Origin of the sequence: Sphingobium sufflavum (genome assembly GCF_021403115.1) — a bacterium.
GTDB classification, from domain to species: domain Bacteria; phylum Pseudomonadota; class Alphaproteobacteria; order Sphingomonadales; family Sphingomonadaceae; genus Sphingobium; species Sphingobium sufflavum.
Map to the genome: position 1 here is coordinate 17,083 of NZ_JAJSSH010000001.1, position 18,156 is coordinate 35,238.

Annotated in this window: 21 protein-coding genes, 1 tRNA gene and 1 pseudogene; 13 read left to right on the top strand and 10 right to left on the bottom strand. The window is 67.3% G+C overall.

What is annotated here, in order from left to right; genetic code table 11:
- Positions 1-133 precede the first annotated feature (133 nt).
- Entirely contained in the window at positions 134-1,126 is a 993-nt protein-coding gene (locus tag LWE61_RS00100) for an aldo/keto reductase (protein ID WP_234147638.1), read from the bottom strand.
- Between the two features lie 160 nt (positions 1,127-1,286).
- Here LWE61_RS00100 and LWE61_RS00105 point away from each other — a divergent pair, with 160 nt between their 5' ends.
- The 4 genes from LWE61_RS00105 to LWE61_RS00120 are packed head-to-tail and all read left to right on the top strand — an operon-like array spanning position 1,287 to position 5,106.
- On the top strand, positions 1,287-2,315 hold the full coding sequence (locus LWE61_RS00105; protein WP_234147639.1) for an amidohydrolase family protein: 1,029 nt from the start codon (positions 1,287-1,289) through the stop codon (positions 2,313-2,315).
- A 15-nt stretch (positions 2,316-2,330) separates the two neighbouring features.
- Positions 2,331-3,353 (top strand): LacI family DNA-binding transcriptional regulator, encoded by a 1,023-nt coding sequence (locus LWE61_RS00110; protein WP_234147640.1) that lies wholly within the window; start codon positions 2,331-2,333, stop codon positions 3,351-3,353.
- 41 nt (positions 3,354-3,394) lie between these two features.
- A complete protein-coding gene (locus LWE61_RS00115) occupies positions 3,395-4,372 on the top strand; it encodes an NAD(P)H-dependent flavin oxidoreductase (RefSeq protein ID WP_234147641.1) in 978 nt (325 codons plus the stop codon).
- Entirely contained in the window at positions 4,369-5,106 is a 738-nt protein-coding gene (locus LWE61_RS00120) for an enoyl-CoA hydratase/isomerase family protein (protein ID WP_234147642.1), read from the top strand. Before LWE61_RS00115 ends, LWE61_RS00120 begins: the two co-directional genes overlap by 4 nt.
- 17 nt (positions 5,107-5,123) lie before the next feature.
- On the opposite strand, the gene bla is transcribed toward LWE61_RS00120, so the two are convergent.
- From bla to LWE61_RS20720, 6 genes and pseudogenes are all read right to left on the bottom strand, one after another.
- Positions 5,124-6,026: a class A beta-lactamase gene (gene bla / locus LWE61_RS00125; RefSeq protein WP_234147643.1), complete on the bottom strand. Its 903-nt coding sequence runs from the start codon at positions 6,024-6,026 to the stop codon at positions 5,124-5,126.
- Positions 6,023-6,361, bottom strand: a complete 339-nt coding sequence (locus LWE61_RS00130) for a hypothetical protein (RefSeq protein ID WP_234147644.1) — start codon at positions 6,359-6,361, stop codon at positions 6,023-6,025. Before LWE61_RS00130 ends, bla begins: the two co-directional genes overlap by 4 nt.
- Before the next feature lie 4 nt (positions 6,362-6,365).
- Complete coding sequence (ispG, locus tag LWE61_RS00135) at positions 6,366-7,532, bottom strand: flavodoxin-dependent (E)-4-hydroxy-3-methylbut-2-enyl-diphosphate synthase (RefSeq protein WP_234147645.1); 1,167 nt, start codon at positions 7,530-7,532, stop codon at positions 6,366-6,368.
- A gap of 182 nt (positions 7,533-7,714) precedes the next feature.
- Positions 7,715-7,805, bottom strand: a tRNA-Ser gene (locus tag LWE61_RS00140).
- A 165-nt stretch (positions 7,806-7,970) separates the two neighbouring features.
- Positions 7,971-8,567, bottom strand: coding sequence for a thioredoxin (locus tag LWE61_RS00145; protein ID WP_326490597.1), 597 nt, complete (start codon positions 8,565-8,567; stop codon positions 7,971-7,973).
- Between the two features lie 198 nt (positions 8,568-8,765).
- Positions 8,766-9,017: pseudogene (locus LWE61_RS20720) on the bottom strand (MJ0042-type zinc finger domain-containing protein); the annotation flags it as partial.
- 27 nt (positions 9,018-9,044) lie between these two features.
- Between LWE61_RS20720 and ftsE the strand changes: the two are divergent.
- The 9 genes from ftsE to LWE61_RS00190 all read left to right on the top strand — a co-directional run bounded on the left by ftsE (position 9,045) and on the right by LWE61_RS00190 (position 15,688).
- Positions 9,045-9,770 (top strand): cell division ATP-binding protein FtsE, encoded by a 726-nt coding sequence (ftsE, locus tag LWE61_RS00150; RefSeq protein WP_234147650.1) that lies wholly within the window; start codon positions 9,045-9,047, stop codon positions 9,768-9,770.
- Entirely contained in the window at positions 9,764-10,684 is a 921-nt protein-coding gene (locus LWE61_RS00155) for a cell division protein FtsX (protein ID WP_234147653.1), read from the top strand. Before ftsE ends, LWE61_RS00155 begins: the two co-directional genes overlap by 7 nt.
- Positions 10,685-10,708: 24 nt before the next feature.
- Complete coding sequence (locus LWE61_RS00160; protein ID WP_234147655.1) at positions 10,709-11,239, top strand: YdcF family protein; 531 nt, start codon at positions 10,709-10,711, stop codon at positions 11,237-11,239.
- 7 nt (positions 11,240-11,246) lie between these two features.
- Positions 11,247-11,960 carry a lysophospholipid acyltransferase family protein gene (locus LWE61_RS00165; RefSeq protein ID WP_234147657.1) on the top strand — a complete coding sequence of 238 codons (714 nt, stop codon included), beginning with the start codon at positions 11,247-11,249 and terminating at the stop codon, positions 11,958-11,960.
- A 166-nt stretch (positions 11,961-12,126) separates the two neighbouring features.
- Positions 12,127-12,924, top strand: a complete 798-nt coding sequence (locus LWE61_RS00170) for a DUF1134 domain-containing protein (protein WP_234147664.1) — start codon at positions 12,127-12,129, stop codon at positions 12,922-12,924.
- Between the two features lie 202 nt (positions 12,925-13,126).
- Complete coding sequence (locus LWE61_RS00175; RefSeq protein ID WP_234147666.1) at positions 13,127-13,738, top strand: PadR family transcriptional regulator; 612 nt, start codon at positions 13,127-13,129, stop codon at positions 13,736-13,738.
- A complete protein-coding gene (locus tag LWE61_RS00180; protein ID WP_234147668.1) occupies positions 13,735-14,106 on the top strand; it encodes a DUF2218 domain-containing protein in 372 nt (123 codons plus the stop codon). Before LWE61_RS00175 ends, LWE61_RS00180 begins: the two co-directional genes overlap by 4 nt.
- Before the next feature lie 70 nt (positions 14,107-14,176).
- Positions 14,177-14,407 carry a hypothetical protein gene (locus LWE61_RS00185; protein ID WP_234147671.1) on the top strand — a complete coding sequence of 77 codons (231 nt, stop codon included), beginning with the start codon at positions 14,177-14,179 and terminating at the stop codon, positions 14,405-14,407.
- Between the two features lie 411 nt (positions 14,408-14,818).
- The gene (locus LWE61_RS00190; RefSeq protein ID WP_234147673.1) at positions 14,819-15,688 is read left to right on the top strand and encodes an SGNH/GDSL hydrolase family protein; all 870 of its coding nucleotides are present in this window, start codon (positions 14,819-14,821) and stop codon (positions 15,686-15,688) included.
- Positions 15,689-15,970: 282 nt separating this feature from the next.
- Here LWE61_RS00190 and xth read toward each other — a convergent pair whose 3' ends face one another.
- The 3 genes from xth to LWE61_RS00205 all read right to left on the bottom strand — a co-directional run bounded on the left by xth (position 15,971) and on the right by LWE61_RS00205 (position 18,024).
- A complete protein-coding gene (gene xth / locus LWE61_RS00195; RefSeq protein ID WP_234147675.1) occupies positions 15,971-16,747 on the bottom strand; it encodes an exodeoxyribonuclease III in 777 nt (258 codons plus the stop codon).
- Between the two features lie 212 nt (positions 16,748-16,959).
- Entirely contained in the window at positions 16,960-17,313 is a 354-nt protein-coding gene (gene erpA / locus LWE61_RS00200; RefSeq protein WP_234148559.1) for an iron-sulfur cluster insertion protein ErpA, read from the bottom strand.
- 93 nt (positions 17,314-17,406) lie between these two features.
- Positions 17,407-18,024 (bottom strand): M23 family metallopeptidase, encoded by a 618-nt coding sequence (locus tag LWE61_RS00205; RefSeq protein ID WP_407696180.1) that lies wholly within the window; start codon positions 18,022-18,024, stop codon positions 17,407-17,409.
- Between the last annotated feature and the right edge of the window lie 132 nt (positions 18,025-18,156).

Below are 18,156 nucleotides of genomic sequence, written 5' to 3' on the forward strand. Positions count from 1 at the left end.
CGGGTGAGATCGAAGAGCGGGCAAAGCCCAATGGCCGTTTTTCTTCCCAGGCCATGTTCGAAAAAAAATACGGTCCTTCGGCAAGCTCAGGACGAGCGGGATGGACATTCGCCGCCCCGCACCTCGCCGCTCCCTATCGTCCCACCACCGCCTGCAACGCAGCCGGGTAGCGCCCGCCCTGCACCTCTATGGCAGCGGTCGCGGCGTCCATTTCCGCCAGTTCTTTCGCCCCCAGAGTCACGCTGACCGCGCCGATATTCTCCTCCAGCCGGTGCCGCTTCGTCGTGCCGGGGATGGGGACGATCCACGGATGGCGGGCCAGCAACCAGGCGATGGCAATTTGCGCCGGGGTCGCATCCCGTGCGGCGGCATAGTGGCCGATCAGGTCGACCAGCGACTGGTTCGCGGCCATCGCCTCCGGGGTGAAGCGGGGCAGCGCCTTGCGAAAATCGCCTTTCTCAAACCCCGTGCCGGCGCCCAGCGCGCCGGTCAGGAAACCCCGGCCCAAGGGGCTGTATGGCACGAAACCGATGCCCAGTTCGGCGCAAGCGGTCAGGGTGCCATTCGTCTCCGGGTCGCGGGTCCACAGGCTATATTCGCTTTGCAATGCGGCGACCGGCTGGACCGCATGGGCACGGCGAATGGTGCCTTCCCCTGCCTCGGACAGGCCGAAATGCTTTACCTTGCCCTCCGCGATCAGCTCCGCGACGGTGCCCGCCACATCCTCGATCGGCACGTCGGGATCGACGCGATGCTGGTAGAGGAGGTCGATCACCTCGACGCCTAGCCGCCTGAGCGACGCCTCCGTCACCGCGCGAATATGGGCGGGGCGGCTGTCGAAGCCGGTCTGCTGACCGTCCGGTCCGATCCGGAAACCGAATTTGGTGGCGATCACCACCCGGTCGCGTACCGGGGCGAGCGCCGCGCCGACAATCTCCTCATTGCTGTAGGGGCCATAGACTTCGGCCGTGTCGAAGAAAGTGACGCCCCGGTCGACCGCGGCGCGGAGCAGGGCGATGCCCTGTTCCCGCGTCGGGCGGTCGCCATAGGCGAAGTTCAGCCCCATGCAGCCCAGCCCGATGGCCGAAACCTCCAGCCCGCCCGATCCCAGTTTGCGCGTCTGCATACACCGTCTCCACCGTGATCTTGTCGGTGCAGGATAGCCGAGAAACAGGACGAACCGCAGCCCTGAATCAGGCAGGCCAGCCGAAATGCCGCACCCTGCATCTTTGCTGTTGACGCATGCTTGCATGGCTATTCACACAAGACGGGCAAAGGAGAGGCTTGTGGCGACAGGTCCGGCACGGGTGGAGGAAGAAGCGGCGATCGACCGCGATCGGCCCATCGTCGATCCGCATCATCATCTGTGGGACATCAAGGCCGCGCCGGGATCGCTCCAGACGCCGCAGACCTTTTTGCTGCCCGACATGGCGGAGACGGTCGCGCGCAGCGGCCATGCCATCGTGCAGACCGTCGCGGTGGAGTGCGGGGCCATGTATCGCGCCGATGGGCCGGAGCTGATGAAACCACTGGGCGAGGTGGAGTTCCTGCGCGGCATGGCGGCGATGAGCGCGAGCGGCGACTATGGTCCCTGCCGCATCGGGGGCGCCATCGTCGCGGGCGCGAACCTGTCGCTGGGCGAGGCTGTCCTGCCGCTGCTGGAGGCGCAGGCCGCCGCCGCCGGTGGCCGCCTGCGCGGGGTGCGGGCGCACACCGCCTGGCGCGCGGCGGGCATGTTCGGCTTTCCCTGCGCGCCGGAGGGAAGGGGCACGATGCTCTCGGCCGGTTTCGTCGCGGGAGCGCGGCGGCTGGAGCGGCTGGGCCTCAGCCTCGACCTATGGTGTTTCCATGGACAGATCGGGGAGGTGGCGGCGCTGGCCGATGCCGTGCCCGGCCTGTCGATCATCCTCGACCATGTCGGCACGCCCGACCTTTCCGGTCCAGCGGGAGGCGAGGCGGAGGCGATGGCGCAATGGCGCGCGGCGATCCGCGACTTGGCCCGTCGCCCCAATGTCTGCGTCAAGATCGGCGGCATGGGCATGGACTGCACCGCGCCCATCGGCAGCCGTGCCGAACGCGCCCCGTCGGAGATATTGGCGGAGCGGTGGCGGCCCCTCGTCACCCCTGTCCTCGACGCCTTCACGCCCGCCCGCGCCCTGTTCGAGAGCAATTTTCCGCCCGATGCGGCGTCGGGCAGCTATGGCGCAATCTGGAACAGCTTCAAACGCATTGCATCCGCGCTGTCGGAAGACGAAAAGACCGCACTCTTTTCCGGCACCGCACGGCGCGTGTACCGGCTCGACCGACTCGACTGAAAGGCAAGACCCGCATTGGATCGCTCGCTGAAACGTATCCGTCCCTCCCCGCCCTCCGCGCATGACGTCGCGCGGCTGGCCGGCGTGTCGCAGGCCGCGGTCAGCCGGGCCTTCACGCCGGGCGCGAGCATCGCCAAGGCGACGCGGGAAAAGGTGATGGAGGCCGCGACGGAGCTGGGCTATCGCCCCAACCTGCTCGCCCGGTCGCTCATCAAGGGCGTGTCGGACCTGATCGGGGTGGTGATCGGCAATACGCAGAACCCCTTCTTCCTGCCGGTGCTGGAGGAACTGTCCACCCGCCTGACCCGCGCGGGCAAGCACAGCCTGGTCTTCACCGCCGAGCATGGGCATGACGCCGATTTCCAGATCGAGGACGTGCTGCGCTATCGCGTCGATGCGCTGGTGCTGATGTCGGCCAGCCTGTCCTTCGAACTGGCAGAGAAGTGCAGCCGGGAAGGGATACCGCTGATCTTCTTCAACCGGCGACCGCGGTGGGATCTGCCCATGGCCAGCGTCACCGGCGCGAACGAGAAGGGCGCGGGCGAGATCGGCCGCCATTTGCTCGAACAGGGCTATCGCCGCATCGCCTATATGGGCGGGCCGACCGATTCCCCCACCAATAATGAGCGCGAGGAGGGCTTCCGCCGCGCGCTGGAGCAGCAGGGCGCGGAGCCAGCGATGCGCGAACTGGGCTATCTGACCCGTGAAGGCGGTATGGCGGCGGCGCGCGCCCTGCTGAACCGGCCCGACCGGCCCGACGCCATTTTCTGCGCCAACGACTTCATGGCCATCGCGGCGATGGAGGTGGCGCGCCATGAATTCGGCCTGGAGATCGGGCGCGAGATCGGTATCGCCGGGTTCGACGACATGCCGGATGCGTCCTGGCCGTCCTTCGACCTCACCACCTATTCCCAGCCCATCGGCCCGATGATCGACCGGGTGATGGAACTGGTCCTCGACCTCGACGCGCGCGAACGGTTCGAGCAGGTGATCGTCGAGGGTGCGCTCCAGAAACGGGGCAGCACCCGGCGGGGATAACCGCCCGGCATCGTGCAAGACGAGAGGGAGACAGGATAGAGATGGCACTTGCTCAGGACATACGGGATCGGCTGACCCTGCCCGCCTTTGCCGCGCCGATGTTCCTGTGCAGCGGCGTCGATCTGGCCATCGCCTGTTGCAAGGCGGGGATCATCGGGTCGCTGACGCGCAACCATTGCCGCGACCTGGCCGAGCTGGAGGCGCAGCTGACGGCGGTGACGGCGGCCTTGGCGAGCCATGCGGAGGCCCATCCCGGCGCGAAGATCGGCCCGCTGGCGGTGAATATCTCCCCCACTTTCGCGCAGGAGGAGTTTCGCGCCCATCTCGCCGCCTGCCGCCGTTTTGGCGTGCGGATCATCGTGACGTCGGTGGGCGACCCGACCCTCAATGCGCCGCTGGTGCAGGATCATGGCCTGCTCCATTTCCATGACGCCACCACTATCCGCTTTGCCGAAAAAGCAGCGGCGGCGGGCGTGGACGGCATCGTGTGCATCGGCGCGGGCGGCGGCGGCCATGCGGGCACGATCAGCCACCTCGCCTTCATACCGCAGGTGCGGGCGATGTTCGACGGGACGGTGGTGATGGCCGGCGCGGTGTCCAGCGGTGCGGTGATCCGCGCGGCGGAGATATTGGGCGCGGACCTCGCCTATATGGGCACCCGCTTCATCGCGACGCGGGAGGCCGCCGCGCCGGACGCTTATAAGGCCATGCTGGTCGAAGGGGGCGTGACCGATGTCACCTACACCCGTGGCGTCAACGGCCTGCCCGCAAGCTGGCTGAAGGCGTCGTTGCGCACCATCGGCCTCGACCCCGAAAATCTCTTCATCCCGGAAGGGCGCAGCACCGACCATCTGCCCGAAGGCAAGACGCCGTGGCGCGACATATGGAGCGGCGGGCAGGGTATCGGCCTGATCGCGGATATTCCGGCGGTGGAGGATCTGGTCGCCCGGCTGCGCGCGGAATATGTCGCCGCCTGCGCCACGCCCGATATGGCGGACGCCGCACGGGCGGGGGCATGACCGGCGAGCGCATCCTGCGGGAGGATGCCGGTGGGCTGTGCACGCTGACCCTCAATCGGCCCGACAAGCTCAACGCGCTGGACACCGAATCCTTCGAGGCTCTGGAGGCGCATCTGGCGGCGCTGGAGACGGAGACCGACCGGATCGGCTGCGTCGTGCTGCGCGGGGCCGGGCGCGGTTTTTGCGCGGGCGCTGACCTGAACGCGATGGGCAAGGCGCCGGTGCCGCCCACCTATAAACCCGGCGTGATCGACAGGCTGGCCGTCCTGCCGCAGCCGGTGATCGCGGCGGTGCATGGCGTCTGCCTGACCGGCGCGCTGGAACTGGCGCTGGCCTGCGATGTCATCATGGCGGATGCCAGCGCGCGCTTTGCCGACACCCATGGCGCATGGGGGCTGGTCGGCGCATGGGGCATGGCGCAGCGCCTGTCCCGGCGCATCGGGACCGCGCCCGCGAAACGGATGATGATGACCGGCCGGAGCATCGACGCGACGGAAGCGCAGCGGCTGGGCCTGATCGACGGGCTGGCGGCAACGGGAGAACTGGATGCGCTGGTCGCCGGGCTGGCCCAGGAAATATTGGCCAACAGCTGGCACACAAATTTCGCGGCGAAACGGATGATGCGCGAGGGGGAGGGGCTGCCGCTGGCGCAGGCCCTGATGCAGGATCGGGATCGCTATCCCGGCAATGCGCCCGACCATGCGGAACGGCTGGCGCGTTTCACGAAACGGTGATTCGGGGCCACGACGGCCTATAGCGCCGCCGCGATGGCCCCGACCCGCGCCAGCACCGCCTCCCGCTCCGTCACCGCCATGCCCGATGGCGGTTCGTAAAAGGCCGTGAGGAAGCAGGGCGTCCCGTCCGCGCGCCAGAAGGCGGCAATATCATTGACCTTTACGATGCGGCCATCCTCGCTGGCGTAGGTGCCGGTCTTGTCCCCCGCCCGGAAACCCTGCGGCAGTCCGGCGCGCAGCCGCGCTGCACCCGTCTTGGTCGCCACCATCCAGCCGACGAGCCGGTCGCGCGAAGCGGGTTTCAGCACATCCCCGGTCAGGATCGCCGCCATGGTGCGCGCCATCGCGGCGGGCGTGCTGGTGTCGCGCTGGTCATCGCCCTCACTGGTGTTGAGGTCCGGCTCATAACGGTCGAGCCAGCTCACATCATCGCCCAGCGCGCGCCAGAAGCGGGTCAGCGCCTCCGGCCCGCCGATCTGGCGCAGCAGGAGGTTGGCGGCGGCATTGTCGCTCTGCACTTGCGCGGCCTCTGCCAGCGCCGCGATGCTGAGCGCCCCCTGCGGCAGCGCCGCCTGCACGACGGGGCTGTGCCCGACGATGTCCCGTTCGGAAAGGGTGACGGGCATCGACCCGCGCAACGTCCCCGCGTCGATCCGCGCCAGCACAGCGGCGGCAAGCGAGAATTTGAAGGTGGAGCATAGGGTGAAACGCGCGTCCTGCCGATGGCCCAGCAACACACCCGTCTTGCCATCAAGAAACGCGACGCCAAGGCGACCGCCGGAACCGCTTTCAAGGCGCGCGAGGCTGTCCGCGAATTGCCCTTCGCCGCTGGCAGGATTCGCCCATCCCCGCCCCAGCGCAAAAGCGAGTCCGGCACCACCGAAACTCGCCAGCAGAACGCGACGCTGGATGCCGGTCATGGACCATTCCGTTCAAGTCGAGGCGCCACCATGCCAACCTTGCTGATGCCCACATACTGCATCGTAAAGAGGGCCGCGCCGATGCAGCGATAAGGCGTCGCATCGCTGGCCTGGACATGCACAGGCTCCCGTATCCCGCCCAGAGCGGTTTGAACGAAAGAATCGACGTCCTGCGTGGTCGCGCGGTCCGTCCGCACGCCGTTCACTGTCACGCCAACCAACGCACCATCCGGGCCGCAAGGCAGCTTAAGCGCGGTGCCATGCTCCTCGGACTGCCCTGCCGTGCAGGCGCCGATTGCAGCCATGACCAGCAACGGGGCCGCTGCAGTCCGCATGTAATCACTCCGCCGCGACGCTGGCCTGTCCCGCGTCGGTGGTCGCCGCTTCGATCGCGGCGGCGGCTTCCATCTCGGCGGCCTTGGCCTCGACCAGGCTGACGATATGGTCGAGCATCGTCTCGCTCTCCACCGTATGATCGGTCACGCCCGACAGATAGATCATATGCTTGCCATTGCCGCCCCCGGTGACGCCAATGTCCGTCTCGCGCGCCTCGCCCGGCCCGTTGACGACGCAGCCGAGGACGGAAAGGGACAGCGGGGTGCGGATATGCTGGAGCCGGTCCTCCAGCGCCTCCACCGTGCGGATCACGTCGAAACCCTGCCGCGCGCAGGACGGGCAGGAGACGACGCGAACACCGCGTGTGCGCAGGCCAAGGGATTTCAGGATTTCATAACCGACGCGCACTTCTTCTTCCGGCTCGGCGGAGAGGGAGACGCGGATCGTGTCGCCGATGCCGGCCCACAACAGATTGCCGATGCCGATGGCGCTCTTCACCGTGCCGCCACGCAGCCCGCCCGCCTCGGTAATGCCAAGGTGCAGGGGACAATCCACCGCATCCGCCAACTGGCTGTAGGCGGCGACGGCGAGGAAGGCGTCCGACGCCTTTACCGCCACCTTATATTCGTGGAAATCCTGGTCCTGGAGAAGCTTGATATGGTCGAGCGCGCTTTCGACCAGCGCATCCGGGCAAGGCTCGCCATATTTTTCGAGCAGGTCACGCTCCAGCGACCCCGCATTGACGCCGATGCGGATCGAGCAGCCGTTGGCTTTCGCGGCATCGACCACTTCCTTGACGCGGGCGGACGAACCGATGTTGCCGGGGTTGATGCGCAGGCAGGCGGCACCGGCATCGGCGGCTTCCAGCGCGCGCTTATAATGGAAATGGATGTCGGCCACGATGGGCACCCGCGACGCACGCACAATCTCGCGCAGCGCCGCCGTCGATTCCTCGTCGGGGCAGGAGACACGCACGATATCCGCCCCCGCTTCCTCGCACCGGCGGATCTGGTCGATCGTCGCTTTCGCGTCGCTGGTCAGCGTGTTGGTCATGGTCTGCACGGTGATCGGCGCATCGCCGCCGACCGGCACCGATCCCACCATGATCTGACGGCTTTTCCGGCGGACGATGTCGCGCCAGGGACGCAAGCCGGGATTATGGTCGGACATGGGTAGCTCCGGTAACGGACAGGTAAGGGCGAATCTGGCTGCCCCTCATAGCCCAGCCGTCGACCGTTCGCCATGGCGGCGATGATGGGCCGATTCTGGTGGCTTCCGGTGGCTCTGTCCGTGCCCCGGATGAGCCAGCGCCTGCGCCGAGCGGCGCCCGGCAGCCGGGTAATAAGGGGAAATGGCGGAGCGGCAGGGATTCGAACCCTGGATACGCTTTTGACGTATACTCACTTTCCAGGCGAGCGCCTTCGACCACTCGGCCACCGCTCCGCATGCCAGGAAGGCCGTGCCCTAGACGAGGGCAGGCGCTTGTGCAAGCCATGGTGAAATTTCTCTGCGCAATGATGGCACCAATCGCAACGATGGCGGGAATGGGCGGTCCCGGCGCCCCGATATGCGATAAACAATGGCGTCCACTGCCGAACGACCGAAAGTTCAGTTGGCGCTGTCGTCCACGAACTTGAGCGACAGGTTGCGGGCGTTCTTGGGAATGTCGAGACGACTTTCCGACACGCGCGCTTCCTCGTTGGGCTTGAGCCGGGCCTTGTCCGCCTTCGTGATCCAGCTGAACACCAGCCGCCCCTGCGCGTCACGCAGTTCCACGACGATGGGCGGCACGGGCAGTTCCTGATCGGCGCTGTTCACGATGCGGCCGCTGAACGCGAAATATTCCTCGCCCGTGGGCAACTTGCGCCGTTCCGGTTCTTTGGGAAGGTAGAAGAGCAGTTGCGGCTGTTCGCGATTGGCGGCGAGGCCGAGGCTGACCGCCCATCCCGGCGGGCCGAAATGCCAGAGCGCGCCGCCCGCCACCGCCGTCAGCAGCGCGAACAGAATCGCCCCGATCGTCCAGTAGCGTGCCGGATTACGCCGCGGCTTGCGCCGTGGACGCACCACAGGCTCCGCCTCATACTCCGCATAGGCATAGGCATCCGCCGGATCGGCATAGGTCGACGCGACCGGACTGGCCGGGGGCGAAGTGGGGGCGACCGCCTCTGGCGCCGCCACTGGCGGGACGGGTGGGGCGTCGACCACGGCTTCCGCAGATCGATTTGCGGGCGTTTCCGCAACCGGTGCACTCGCAACAGGCGTAACGGGAGCGGGCGCTTCCGCCGGAACAGATGGCGATGGAGAAGGCTGGGGCTGAGATTGTGGCTGGGCGACCGGCGCGGCGGGCACAGAGTCCGCATCCGGCCGGGCGGCCAAGGGCGCGCCCTCCTGGAACCAGCTATGTTTGCACGAGGCGCAGCGGACCCGGCGGCCCTCATGCCCGATGGCGCTATCCGGGACGACGTAGCGCGTTGCACAACTGGGACAGGTCAGGATCATTCTGCCGTCCATAAACACGGCTTTAGCCCCAAGGGCAAGTAGGGTTAATGATCCGGCCTGACGGTTTCGCGACTCGGCGGCGGGCGCGGCTTTACGGGGACGGGTCGCCTGTGCCATGGAGGGCGCTGACCGGCGCCCGTGGCGCGCGCCCGGCATAGCAGCACAGGGGCCAACGGGTCGACGATGACGGCGATCGTCCAGTTCGAAAATGTCGGCCTGCGCTATGGTTTCGGCGGGGAAACGCTGTCCGACCTCAATTTCTCGTTGGAGCAGGGCAGCTTCTATTTCCTGACCGGGGCATCGGGCGCGGGCAAGACCTCGCTGCTCAAATTGTTATACCTCGCGCAAAGGCCCAGCCGGGGGGCGATCCATCTGTTCGGCACCGACATCGTGACCATGGCGCGCACCCGTTTGCCCGGATTCCGGCGGCGGATCGGGGTGGTGTTCCAGGACTTCCGGCTGGTGCCGCACCTGTCCGCCTATGACAATGTCGCGCTGCCGCTACGCATCGCGGGCGTGTCCGACGCGCAGTTGAAGACGCCGGTTGAGGAAATGCTGCACTGGGTCGGGCTGACCGACCGCGCCCATGCCCTGCCTGCCACCCTGTCCGGCGGGGAGCAGCAGCGGGTCGCCATCGCCCGTGCAGTGATCGGTCGACCCGAACTGCTGGTCGCGGACGAACCCACCGGCAACGTCGACATGGAAATGGCCAACCGCCTCATCACCCTGTTCGAGGCGCTGAACAAGCTGGGCACGACCATCGTCGTCGCCACCCATGATTTCAATCTGCTGGGCAAGGTCGCCAATGCGCGGATGATGCGGCTGGACGAGGGCAAGCTGGTCGATCCCACCGGCGCATTGCGCTATCCCCCGCGTGCGCCCGCCGCACCGGACCTGCCGAAATGGTGAGCGCGCCGACCATGGACAGCGTCATCCCGAAGGGCAGCGCCAACGACCGGCTGTTGCCCCAGGGGCGGCTGGCGGGGCCGATGCCCTGGATCGTGGCGATCATGATCTTCCTGACCGTGCTGGCCTGCGCGGCGGGTATAGCGCTGGGCGAGGGCGCGGCGGGGATGCGCGATGCGGTCGCCAACCGCCTGACCATCCAGGTGACAGAGGCAGACGCCGCGCGCCGCGACGCTCTAGTGCCGCGCATCCGGTCCGCCATCGCGCGCCTGCCCGGCGTGGGGCGCGTTACCGTCGCGCCACAGGAGGAACTGGTGCGCCAGCTCGAACCCTGGCTGGGCGCGGATGCCGCCGCTGCGGAAATACCGATCCCCGCGCTGATCGACGTGGACCTGTCCGTCGAGGGGCAGGCGGGCGACGCAACGCGCGCCAAGGTCGCAGAGGCCGTCGCGGCCATCACGCCCGAAGCACGGGTGGAGCCGCATGCCGCCTATATCGCGCCGGTCGCCGCACTGGTCCGCACCATCGGCTGGATCGCGCTGGCCATCGTGGCGTTGATGGCGGTCGCGACCAGCTTTGTCGTGGTGCTGGCGGCGCGCGGCGCGCATGCGACGCATCGCGGCACGATCGAGGTCATGCACATGCTGGGCGCGACCGACGGGCAGGTCATGCGCCTGTTCCAGCGCCGCATGACGCGGGACATCAGTTTCGGGTCCATCGTCGGGCTGGTTGCCGCCGGGGCGGTCATCTTGCTGGTCGGCCGGTCGATCCGGTTGCTGGCGGGCGACCTGATGGGCAGCATCGCCCTGCCCTGGTGGGGATGGGTCGTCCTGCCTATCCTGCCGATCGCCTTCATCGGCGTCGCCTGGTTTGCGGCGCGGCTGACGCTGCAATCCGCGCTGAGCCGGTCGTTGTGAGTCGTCCGCGATGAGCATATCCCCATGATCCTGCGCCTGCTGTCCCTGATCCTGCTGGTCTGGATGGGCGCGTTCGCGCTGTTCGCCACGCTGCTGCCCCCCGCCGCGAAGGAGGAGCGCACCGACGCCATCGTCGTGCTGACCGGGTCGGCGGGGCGGATCGAGCGGGGCGCCGCGCTATTGAAACGGGGCCGGGCAGAGCGGCTGCTGATTTCCGGCGTGGACCGGGACGCGGGCAAATTTTCGATCAGTCGCACCTATCATATCCCGATGAAGACCATGCGCGCGCAGGTGGACCTGGGTCATGAGGCCATCGACACCCGGTCCAACGCGATCGAAACGGCGGCCTGGATTCGCAAGCGCGGCTATCGCTCCGTCCGCCTCATCACCGCCGACTGGCATATGCGCCGCGCGCGCTATGAGCTGGAGCGGCAGATGCCCGCCGATGTCCACATCGTATCGGACAGCGTGCCGACCCAACCCAGCCTGCGGATATTGCTGCGGGAATTTCACAAATATGCGCTGCGCCGCATCGCCGGCCTTGCGGGAATCTGATCGTCACATGCACAAATTCATCGCCATCGTCCGGTCGACGCTCTTCTTCATCATCTTCTTCGGCTTCACCGTACCATGGCTGGTGCTGGCCTATGTCGCCATGCCGCTGAACCGGCGACTGTTCCTGTGGATCGCCGTGACATGGTCGAAGTCGCACCGTTTCATGGCGCGCTGGATCTGCGGGCAGAAGGTGGTGATGGAGGGTCAGTTGCCCACCGTGCCGTCCTTCTATGTCCTCAAGCATGAATCCATGTTCGAGACGATGGACCTGCCCCATCTGCTGAACCGACCGGTGATCGCTGCGAAGAAGGAACTGTTGGAGATTTTCGGCTGGGGGCGGCTGGCGCGAGCTTATGGCCTGCTGGCGGTGGACCGGGACGCGGGCGCATCGGCGCTGCGGCAGTTGCGGGCGCAGGCGCAGGCGGGGATCGCAGCAGGACGGTCGCTGTGCCTGTTCCCGGAGGGGACGCGGGTGCCCCATGGCGAAGCGCCGCCGCTCAAGTCCGGCTTTGCGGGCCTGTATGTGATCCTCAAGATGCCGGTGGTGCCGATCGCGGTGGAGAGCGGCGCGATCAATCCGCGTGGCTTCCTGCGCTATCCGGGTATCATCCGCTATCGCATCGGCGAGACCATTCCTGCGGGCCTGCCCCGTGCGGAGGCGGAAGCGCGGGTCCATGCCGCGATCAACGCCCTGAACGACCTGCCCGACAACTCCGCCTGATCGCGGCCGACAATGTGACCCCGCGATTCGGTCTGGCGCGAAATAGATTCGGGTCGTCGTTCATTCATTGTCGCTTCATCGCATGGGCCGGATAGAACCGGCTGTGTGCGCGGGTTGCGCAACCGCTGATGAGCGAGCCGTCGGGGGACGCAGGATGAGGATTGCCATGGTTCGAGCGGACCGGATATTTCGAACCATCGGCCAAGGCGCGGTCGCGCGGGCATTGGCGGTGGTCGCGCTGTCGCTGATGGCCCTGCCCGGCGGCGGCGCGCTGGCGCAGGTTCGCACCGTCGATCCCAACAGCGCCATCGACGCCGATCTGGCGCCCGTGCCGCCTGCGGGCGATGTCACGCCGCCATCGTCGAGCGCCCCCGTGACGGGGACAGGGACCGGGGCGACCTACACGCCCACTCCCGCACCGGTCGATCCAGCGACCGACAGCTATACCTCGTCGACCAACCTGCCGCAGAGCGCGGCGACCAGCGGTTACCAGAAGGACGATGTGATCGCGGGTGCGGAGGGCGTGTTCGGCAAGGGCGCCGAAGGGCTGGCCGCGATGATCGAGAAGATTCTGAAGGATCAGGGCCAACCGATCGGCTATATCGGTGGGCGCGAGGCGTCGGGCGCGATCATCGTCGGCCTGCGCTATGGCTCCGGCACGCTGAGTCACAAGATCGAGGGTGAGCGCAAGGTGTACTGGACCGGCCCATCGGTCGGGTTCGACGTGGGCGGCAATGCGTCCAAGGTGTTCGTGCTGGTCTATAACCTGTTCGACACCCAGCAATTGTTCAGCCGATTCCCCGGAGCCGAGGGCGCCGCCTATGTCATCGGTGGGTTCACCGCGACCTACCTACGCAAGGGCGACATCGTGCTGATCCCCATCCGTCTGGGCGTGGGATGGCGGCTGGGTATCAACGCCGGCTACATGAAATTCTCCGAGAAGGGCAAGATCCTCCCCTTCTGAAGCCCGCCGACGGAGCGGTTGCAAAACCCCCGCGCCCCAGTGGCGCGGGGTTTTTTTGCGTGGGACAATTGCAGGATGACCAACCGAAAGGCCGTTTTGAAAAGTTGTTACGGAATATTTTTCGATATATCTTGAAATCCGATATATCGAGATTTATATCGGCGTCATGAGAAACTGCAAAGACGCCCATTGGGGCCGCGGCATGGGCCGCCATTTCACCGATCACTCTCTCTTCGGTCATCGCCGGGGCGAGGATCATCACCATCATCATCGCGGCGGCGGACGCGGCTTTGGCCACCGCATGGCCGAGGGCTTCGCGGGCGACGCGGAACGCGGAGGGCGCGGCGGTGGCCGTCGCGGACGCCTGTTCGACTATGGCGAACTGCGCCTCCTCGTCCTCGCCCTGCTCGCGGAACAACCCGCCCATGGCTATGAGCTTATCAAAGGCATCGAGGAACGGTTTGGCGGCAGCTATTCGCCCAGCCCCGGCGTCATCTACCCGACGCTGAGCTGGCTGGAGGACATGGGCTATACCGCGATCGAGCCATCGGACGGCGCGCGCAAACGCCATAGCGTGACCGCCGAGGGCACGGCCTTCCTCGACGCCAACCGGGCCGCCGCCGACGCCCTCCTCGCCCGCTCCGCCGGAGCGGCCGGCCGGCCGGGCGTCCCCGCCCCGGTGATCCGCGCGATGGAGAATCTGAAACTCGCCATGCGGTTGCGCTTTCGCGACGGCCCGGTGGATGAAGCCGCCGCCGACGCCATCGCCGCCGCCATCGACGAAGCCGCCCGTATCGTGGAGAAAAGCCGGTGAGCACCGACAACCCGACAGACACCCCCACGCCCGACGTCGCCCCCGGCGGCACCCCTGATGCCGCCCCCAATGCGGCCCCCAACGCGACCCACAGCATCGCCGAAATCCCCACGGACAAGGCGAGCCGCTACCTCCAGCAACTGGCCAAGCATTTCGCGCACAAGCTGCCGGTCAGCTTCACGCCGGAGACGGGGGACATCCCCTTCTCCATCGGCAATTGCCATATGGATGCGGAGGAAGGGCGGCTGATCCTGACCCTGACCGCGCCGGTGGCGACGGACATGCCGCCGTTGCAGGATGTGGTGGTGCGGCACCTGGTCCGTTTCGCCTTTCGCGAGGAACTGACGGTGGCGTGGCGGGGGGCCTGAACGGCCCGCCCTCCCCTGAACAGCCTGCCCCTCTTGTCAGCCGCATCCTTTTCGCGGCAAGGGTCGCGGCATGACCGTCAGCCAGATTCTCGACCTGTTGATCGCCGCCCTGATCCGAAAGGCGGGCGGCAGCCGCCGCCGATGGCGGCAGGCGATCGGGCCGGTCCGGCTGTACGACCCGGCCACCCATCCCCATTGCAACTGGTCGGTCGCACCGGTCGGCAACGCGCAGGAAAATGCGCTGATCGAGCGGTTGCTGGACGATGTCCGGCTGGACCATCCGCTGGTGGTGAAGGGATAGCACCGCGATTCGGAAGGCGGATGGTCGAGGTTGTCGCCTGTCCGTCATCGTGACGATTGCCCCGCTCCGCTTGGCGCGCCATCGCGATGGGCGGCCGGACTGGTGGCGACAGGCATCGGTATCATGAAAGGGGAGGACGGGTACGCTCCCCAGAACGGAATGGCGCCGCTGGACATAGTCCCCGCCGCACCGGAAAGCCTCTTTCCGGCACGCCCTTTTCCCGCCCGGTTATGGCGTGCCTGCCAGAGCCTTTTCCCATCGAGGGAAAGCGGGAACTCCCGGCATCGCCATAGCCCGTCTGTCGAACCGCAGCGGGCGATCCGGGAGCGCCCGTCCGCCCCCCTTGCACCCGTCCCGTCCCCCGTTACAGTGCCGCCCATAGACGGGACAGGCAAAGGCAGGACGGGGATGATGGGACGCAAGGCAGCCGGGGCGTTGGGCATGATCGGGGCGATGCTGGCGCTGGCGTCCTGCGCCGGGACGCCGCATCGCCCGTCCCGCGCCGCACTGCCCCCCGGCGCGCATTATGTGGCGATGGGCAGCAGCTTTGCCGCCGGGTCGGGCATCGCGCCCGACAAGCCCGGTGCGGCGAAGCGATGCGGCCAGAGCGCGCTCAACTATGCCACCCTGTTGGCGACGCGGCTCGGCCTGCGGCTGGAGGATCGCAGTTGCGGGGGCGCAACGACCGATCATATCCTGGGCGCGTGGCGCGAAATCGCGCCGCAGATCGACGGCGTGACCGCCGACACCGCCCTCGTCACCCTGACCATCGGCGGCAACGACCTTTTCTATGTCGGCAATCTGTTCGCGGCGGGTTGCGACCCGGCCAAGGGCTGGGCACCGCCGGGCAGCGCCCCGCGCGCCTGCCCCACGCTGCGCCTGCCGACGGACGCGGACTATGGCAAGCTGGAGACGAGCCTGCGCGCCATCGCCGCACAGGTCGCGGCGCGCGCGCCCCGCGCCCGGCTGATCTTCGTCCAATATGTCACGCTGGTCCCCGACCGGGACTGCCCGGCCGCGCCGCTGGCCCCGGCCAACGCCGCCGCGATCCGCACCATCGGGGAGCGGCTGGCGGAGGTCACGGCACGGGTCGCGCGCGACAGCGGCGCGGGCCTGATCCCCATGGACCGGCTCTCACGCGGCCACAGCCCGTGCGATGCGGAACCATGGGCGGTGGGCGCGCGGACCGGTGGCACGGACGGATCGCCCTGGCACCCCAACAGCGCGGGCATGCGGGTGATCGCCGATGCGCTGGCGGTGGAGGTGGCGGGGGGACGCTAGGCGCGGGGCTTTGGCGCTGGGTGATGGCGCTTCGCCATTGCGAGTGGTGCGAGCCGAAGGCGGGCGAAACCCAACCATCCATTGCGCCATCCTATGGATTGGTTCGCTCCGCTCGCAATAACGAGGCGTGAGAGGCTGGTGCCAGCACTGTCACAGGTTCAACCAGTTGAGGGAATCGGCCCTCCGCCCTGCCTTCGAAAAGTGGCACGGAACAGGCTCCTGACTTTCGTCAGAATGGCGGACGGGGCGCCTTTACGCCTCGTCTGTCCCGGAAGGCGGGCGTCACCCGTCGGTGAGTTCGACCCAGACCGGAGCATGGTCGCTGGCCTTTTCCCGGCCGCGATAGGGCTTGTCCACCTGTGCGTCGACCAGCCGGTCGGCGGCGGTGGGGGACAGGAGGAGATGGTCGATGCGAAAGCCCATGTCGCGCTGCCACGCGCCCGCCTGATAATCCCAGAAGGTCCACACGCCGCCGGCCGGATGACGGCTGGCCAGCGCATCGGTCCAGCCGTCACCCAGCAGGGTACGATAGGCGGCACGGCTTTCCGGCTGCATCAGCGCATCGCTGGCCATGGCGGCGGGCTTCCACACGTCGCGGTCGAAGGGAATGACATTATAGTCGCCAGCCAGCACGGCGGGCTGCTCCGTCGCCCAGATTTCGGCGGCGCGGGCGCGCAACCGCCGCATCCAGCGCAATTTATAGTCGAATTTCGGGCCGGGCTGCGGGTTGCCGTTGGGCAGGTAGATGGACGCGATGCGGACGCCGTTCACATCCGCCTCCAGATAGCGGCTATGCTCGTCCTCCGGCTCGCCGGTCAGGCCGCGCGCCGTCTCCACCGGAACCTGCCCGCGGGCGAGGATGGCGACGCCGTTGAACCCCTTCTGCCCATGCCAGATCGCGCCATAGCCCGCCTTTTCCAGCACATCGGCGGGGAAGCCCTCGTCCGCCGTCTTGATTTCCTGAAGGCACGCGACGTCCGGCCGGGTTTCCTCCAGCCATTCGACGAGGCGCGGCAGGCGCGCCTTGATGCCGTTGATGTTGAATGTCGCGATCCGCATGGAGGCTGCCTAGAGCATTTTCGACGCAGATGGTATCGTCTGCTGGCCGGGAAAATGCGGAAACGAAAGACATGATCCGTTCCGCGCGTGCGGCGCGGATGGGGAAGCGGGTTAGCGGGTTAGCGTGAGTGAGCGCCGCAGAAGGGCAAAATGTCCCTATGTCACTGCGTCGCAGGTGGGATCATGCGGCGTACCGTGCCGCCCCGGACCATTCAGACCGAGAAGCTCGATCCGCATCCGCATCCGGCGGTGGCGTTGGGATTGACCACCTTGAACGCCGCCCCACCCAGATTCTCGACATAGTCCACCATGCCGCCGCGCACCAGGTCGAGGCTCATCGGGTCGACGACCAGCGTCACCCCGTCCAGCTCCACCGCCGCATCCTCCGCATCGACGGCCTCGTCCAGGCCAAAGCGATACTGGAAGCCGGAACAGCCGCCGCCCTCCACCGACAGGCGCAGGATGGCGGGCTTCTTCTGCCGGTCCGCGATATAGGCCACGCGCGCGGCGGCGGCGGCGGACAGAAGAACCCGGTCGGGAGCGAGGCTGGGGGAGTCGAGGGACATGGGCATAAGATAGGGATCAACGACAAAGGCGGCAAGCACCCCAGTGCCGCCGCCTTTCCTGTTCCGCACATCGGAACTGTCAGAGGAGAAGGATCAGTCGTTGTCGCCGCGGCCGCGCGCTTCGGGACCGCCCATGGCGATGTGCGTCCTGGCGGCGTTCAGCGCCAGCTCGTAATTGGTGCCTTCCAGATAGGGGATCGGGTTCACGGCGGAACCGGCGATGCGCACTTCATAATGGAGGTGGCTGCCCGTGGAACGGCCGGTCGACCCCATCAGGCCGATCAACTGGCCGCGCACGACGCGCTGGTTGGGCTGCGCGATCAGCTTCGACATATGGCCATAGCGGGTCTGGAGACCGTTGCCATGGCTGACCTCGACCAGATTGCCATAGCCGCCGACCCACTGCGCGCGTGAGACGATGCCGTCCGCCGTCGCATAGATGGGGGTGCCGATGGCACCGGGGATGTCGATGCCCTGATGCATGCGGTGGTTGCCGTTGAAGGGATCGTTGCGGACGCCAAAGTTGCTGGTTAGCCGGATGTCGTCGACCGGCTTGCGCGAGGGGACGGCGGCGGTCTGGCGGGCGCTGGCGGCGGGGCCGTCCAGTTTCGTCCAGGCGCTGAAGAGGGAGGAGAATTGGGCATCGCCCGGCGCGGCCTGCGCAGCGGTGGCGCCCATGGTCATCACACAGAGCAGACCGGCGGCGACCATGCGGCCAAAACCAAGTCCGATTTGATGGAACACAGTGCGACGCTCTTCGTTCTTATAGTTCGAAACAGTCATGCGATCCCCGCGTTACCAGTCCCGTCCCGCCCGGGACCCATCCCCACAGCCTCTGCGTGC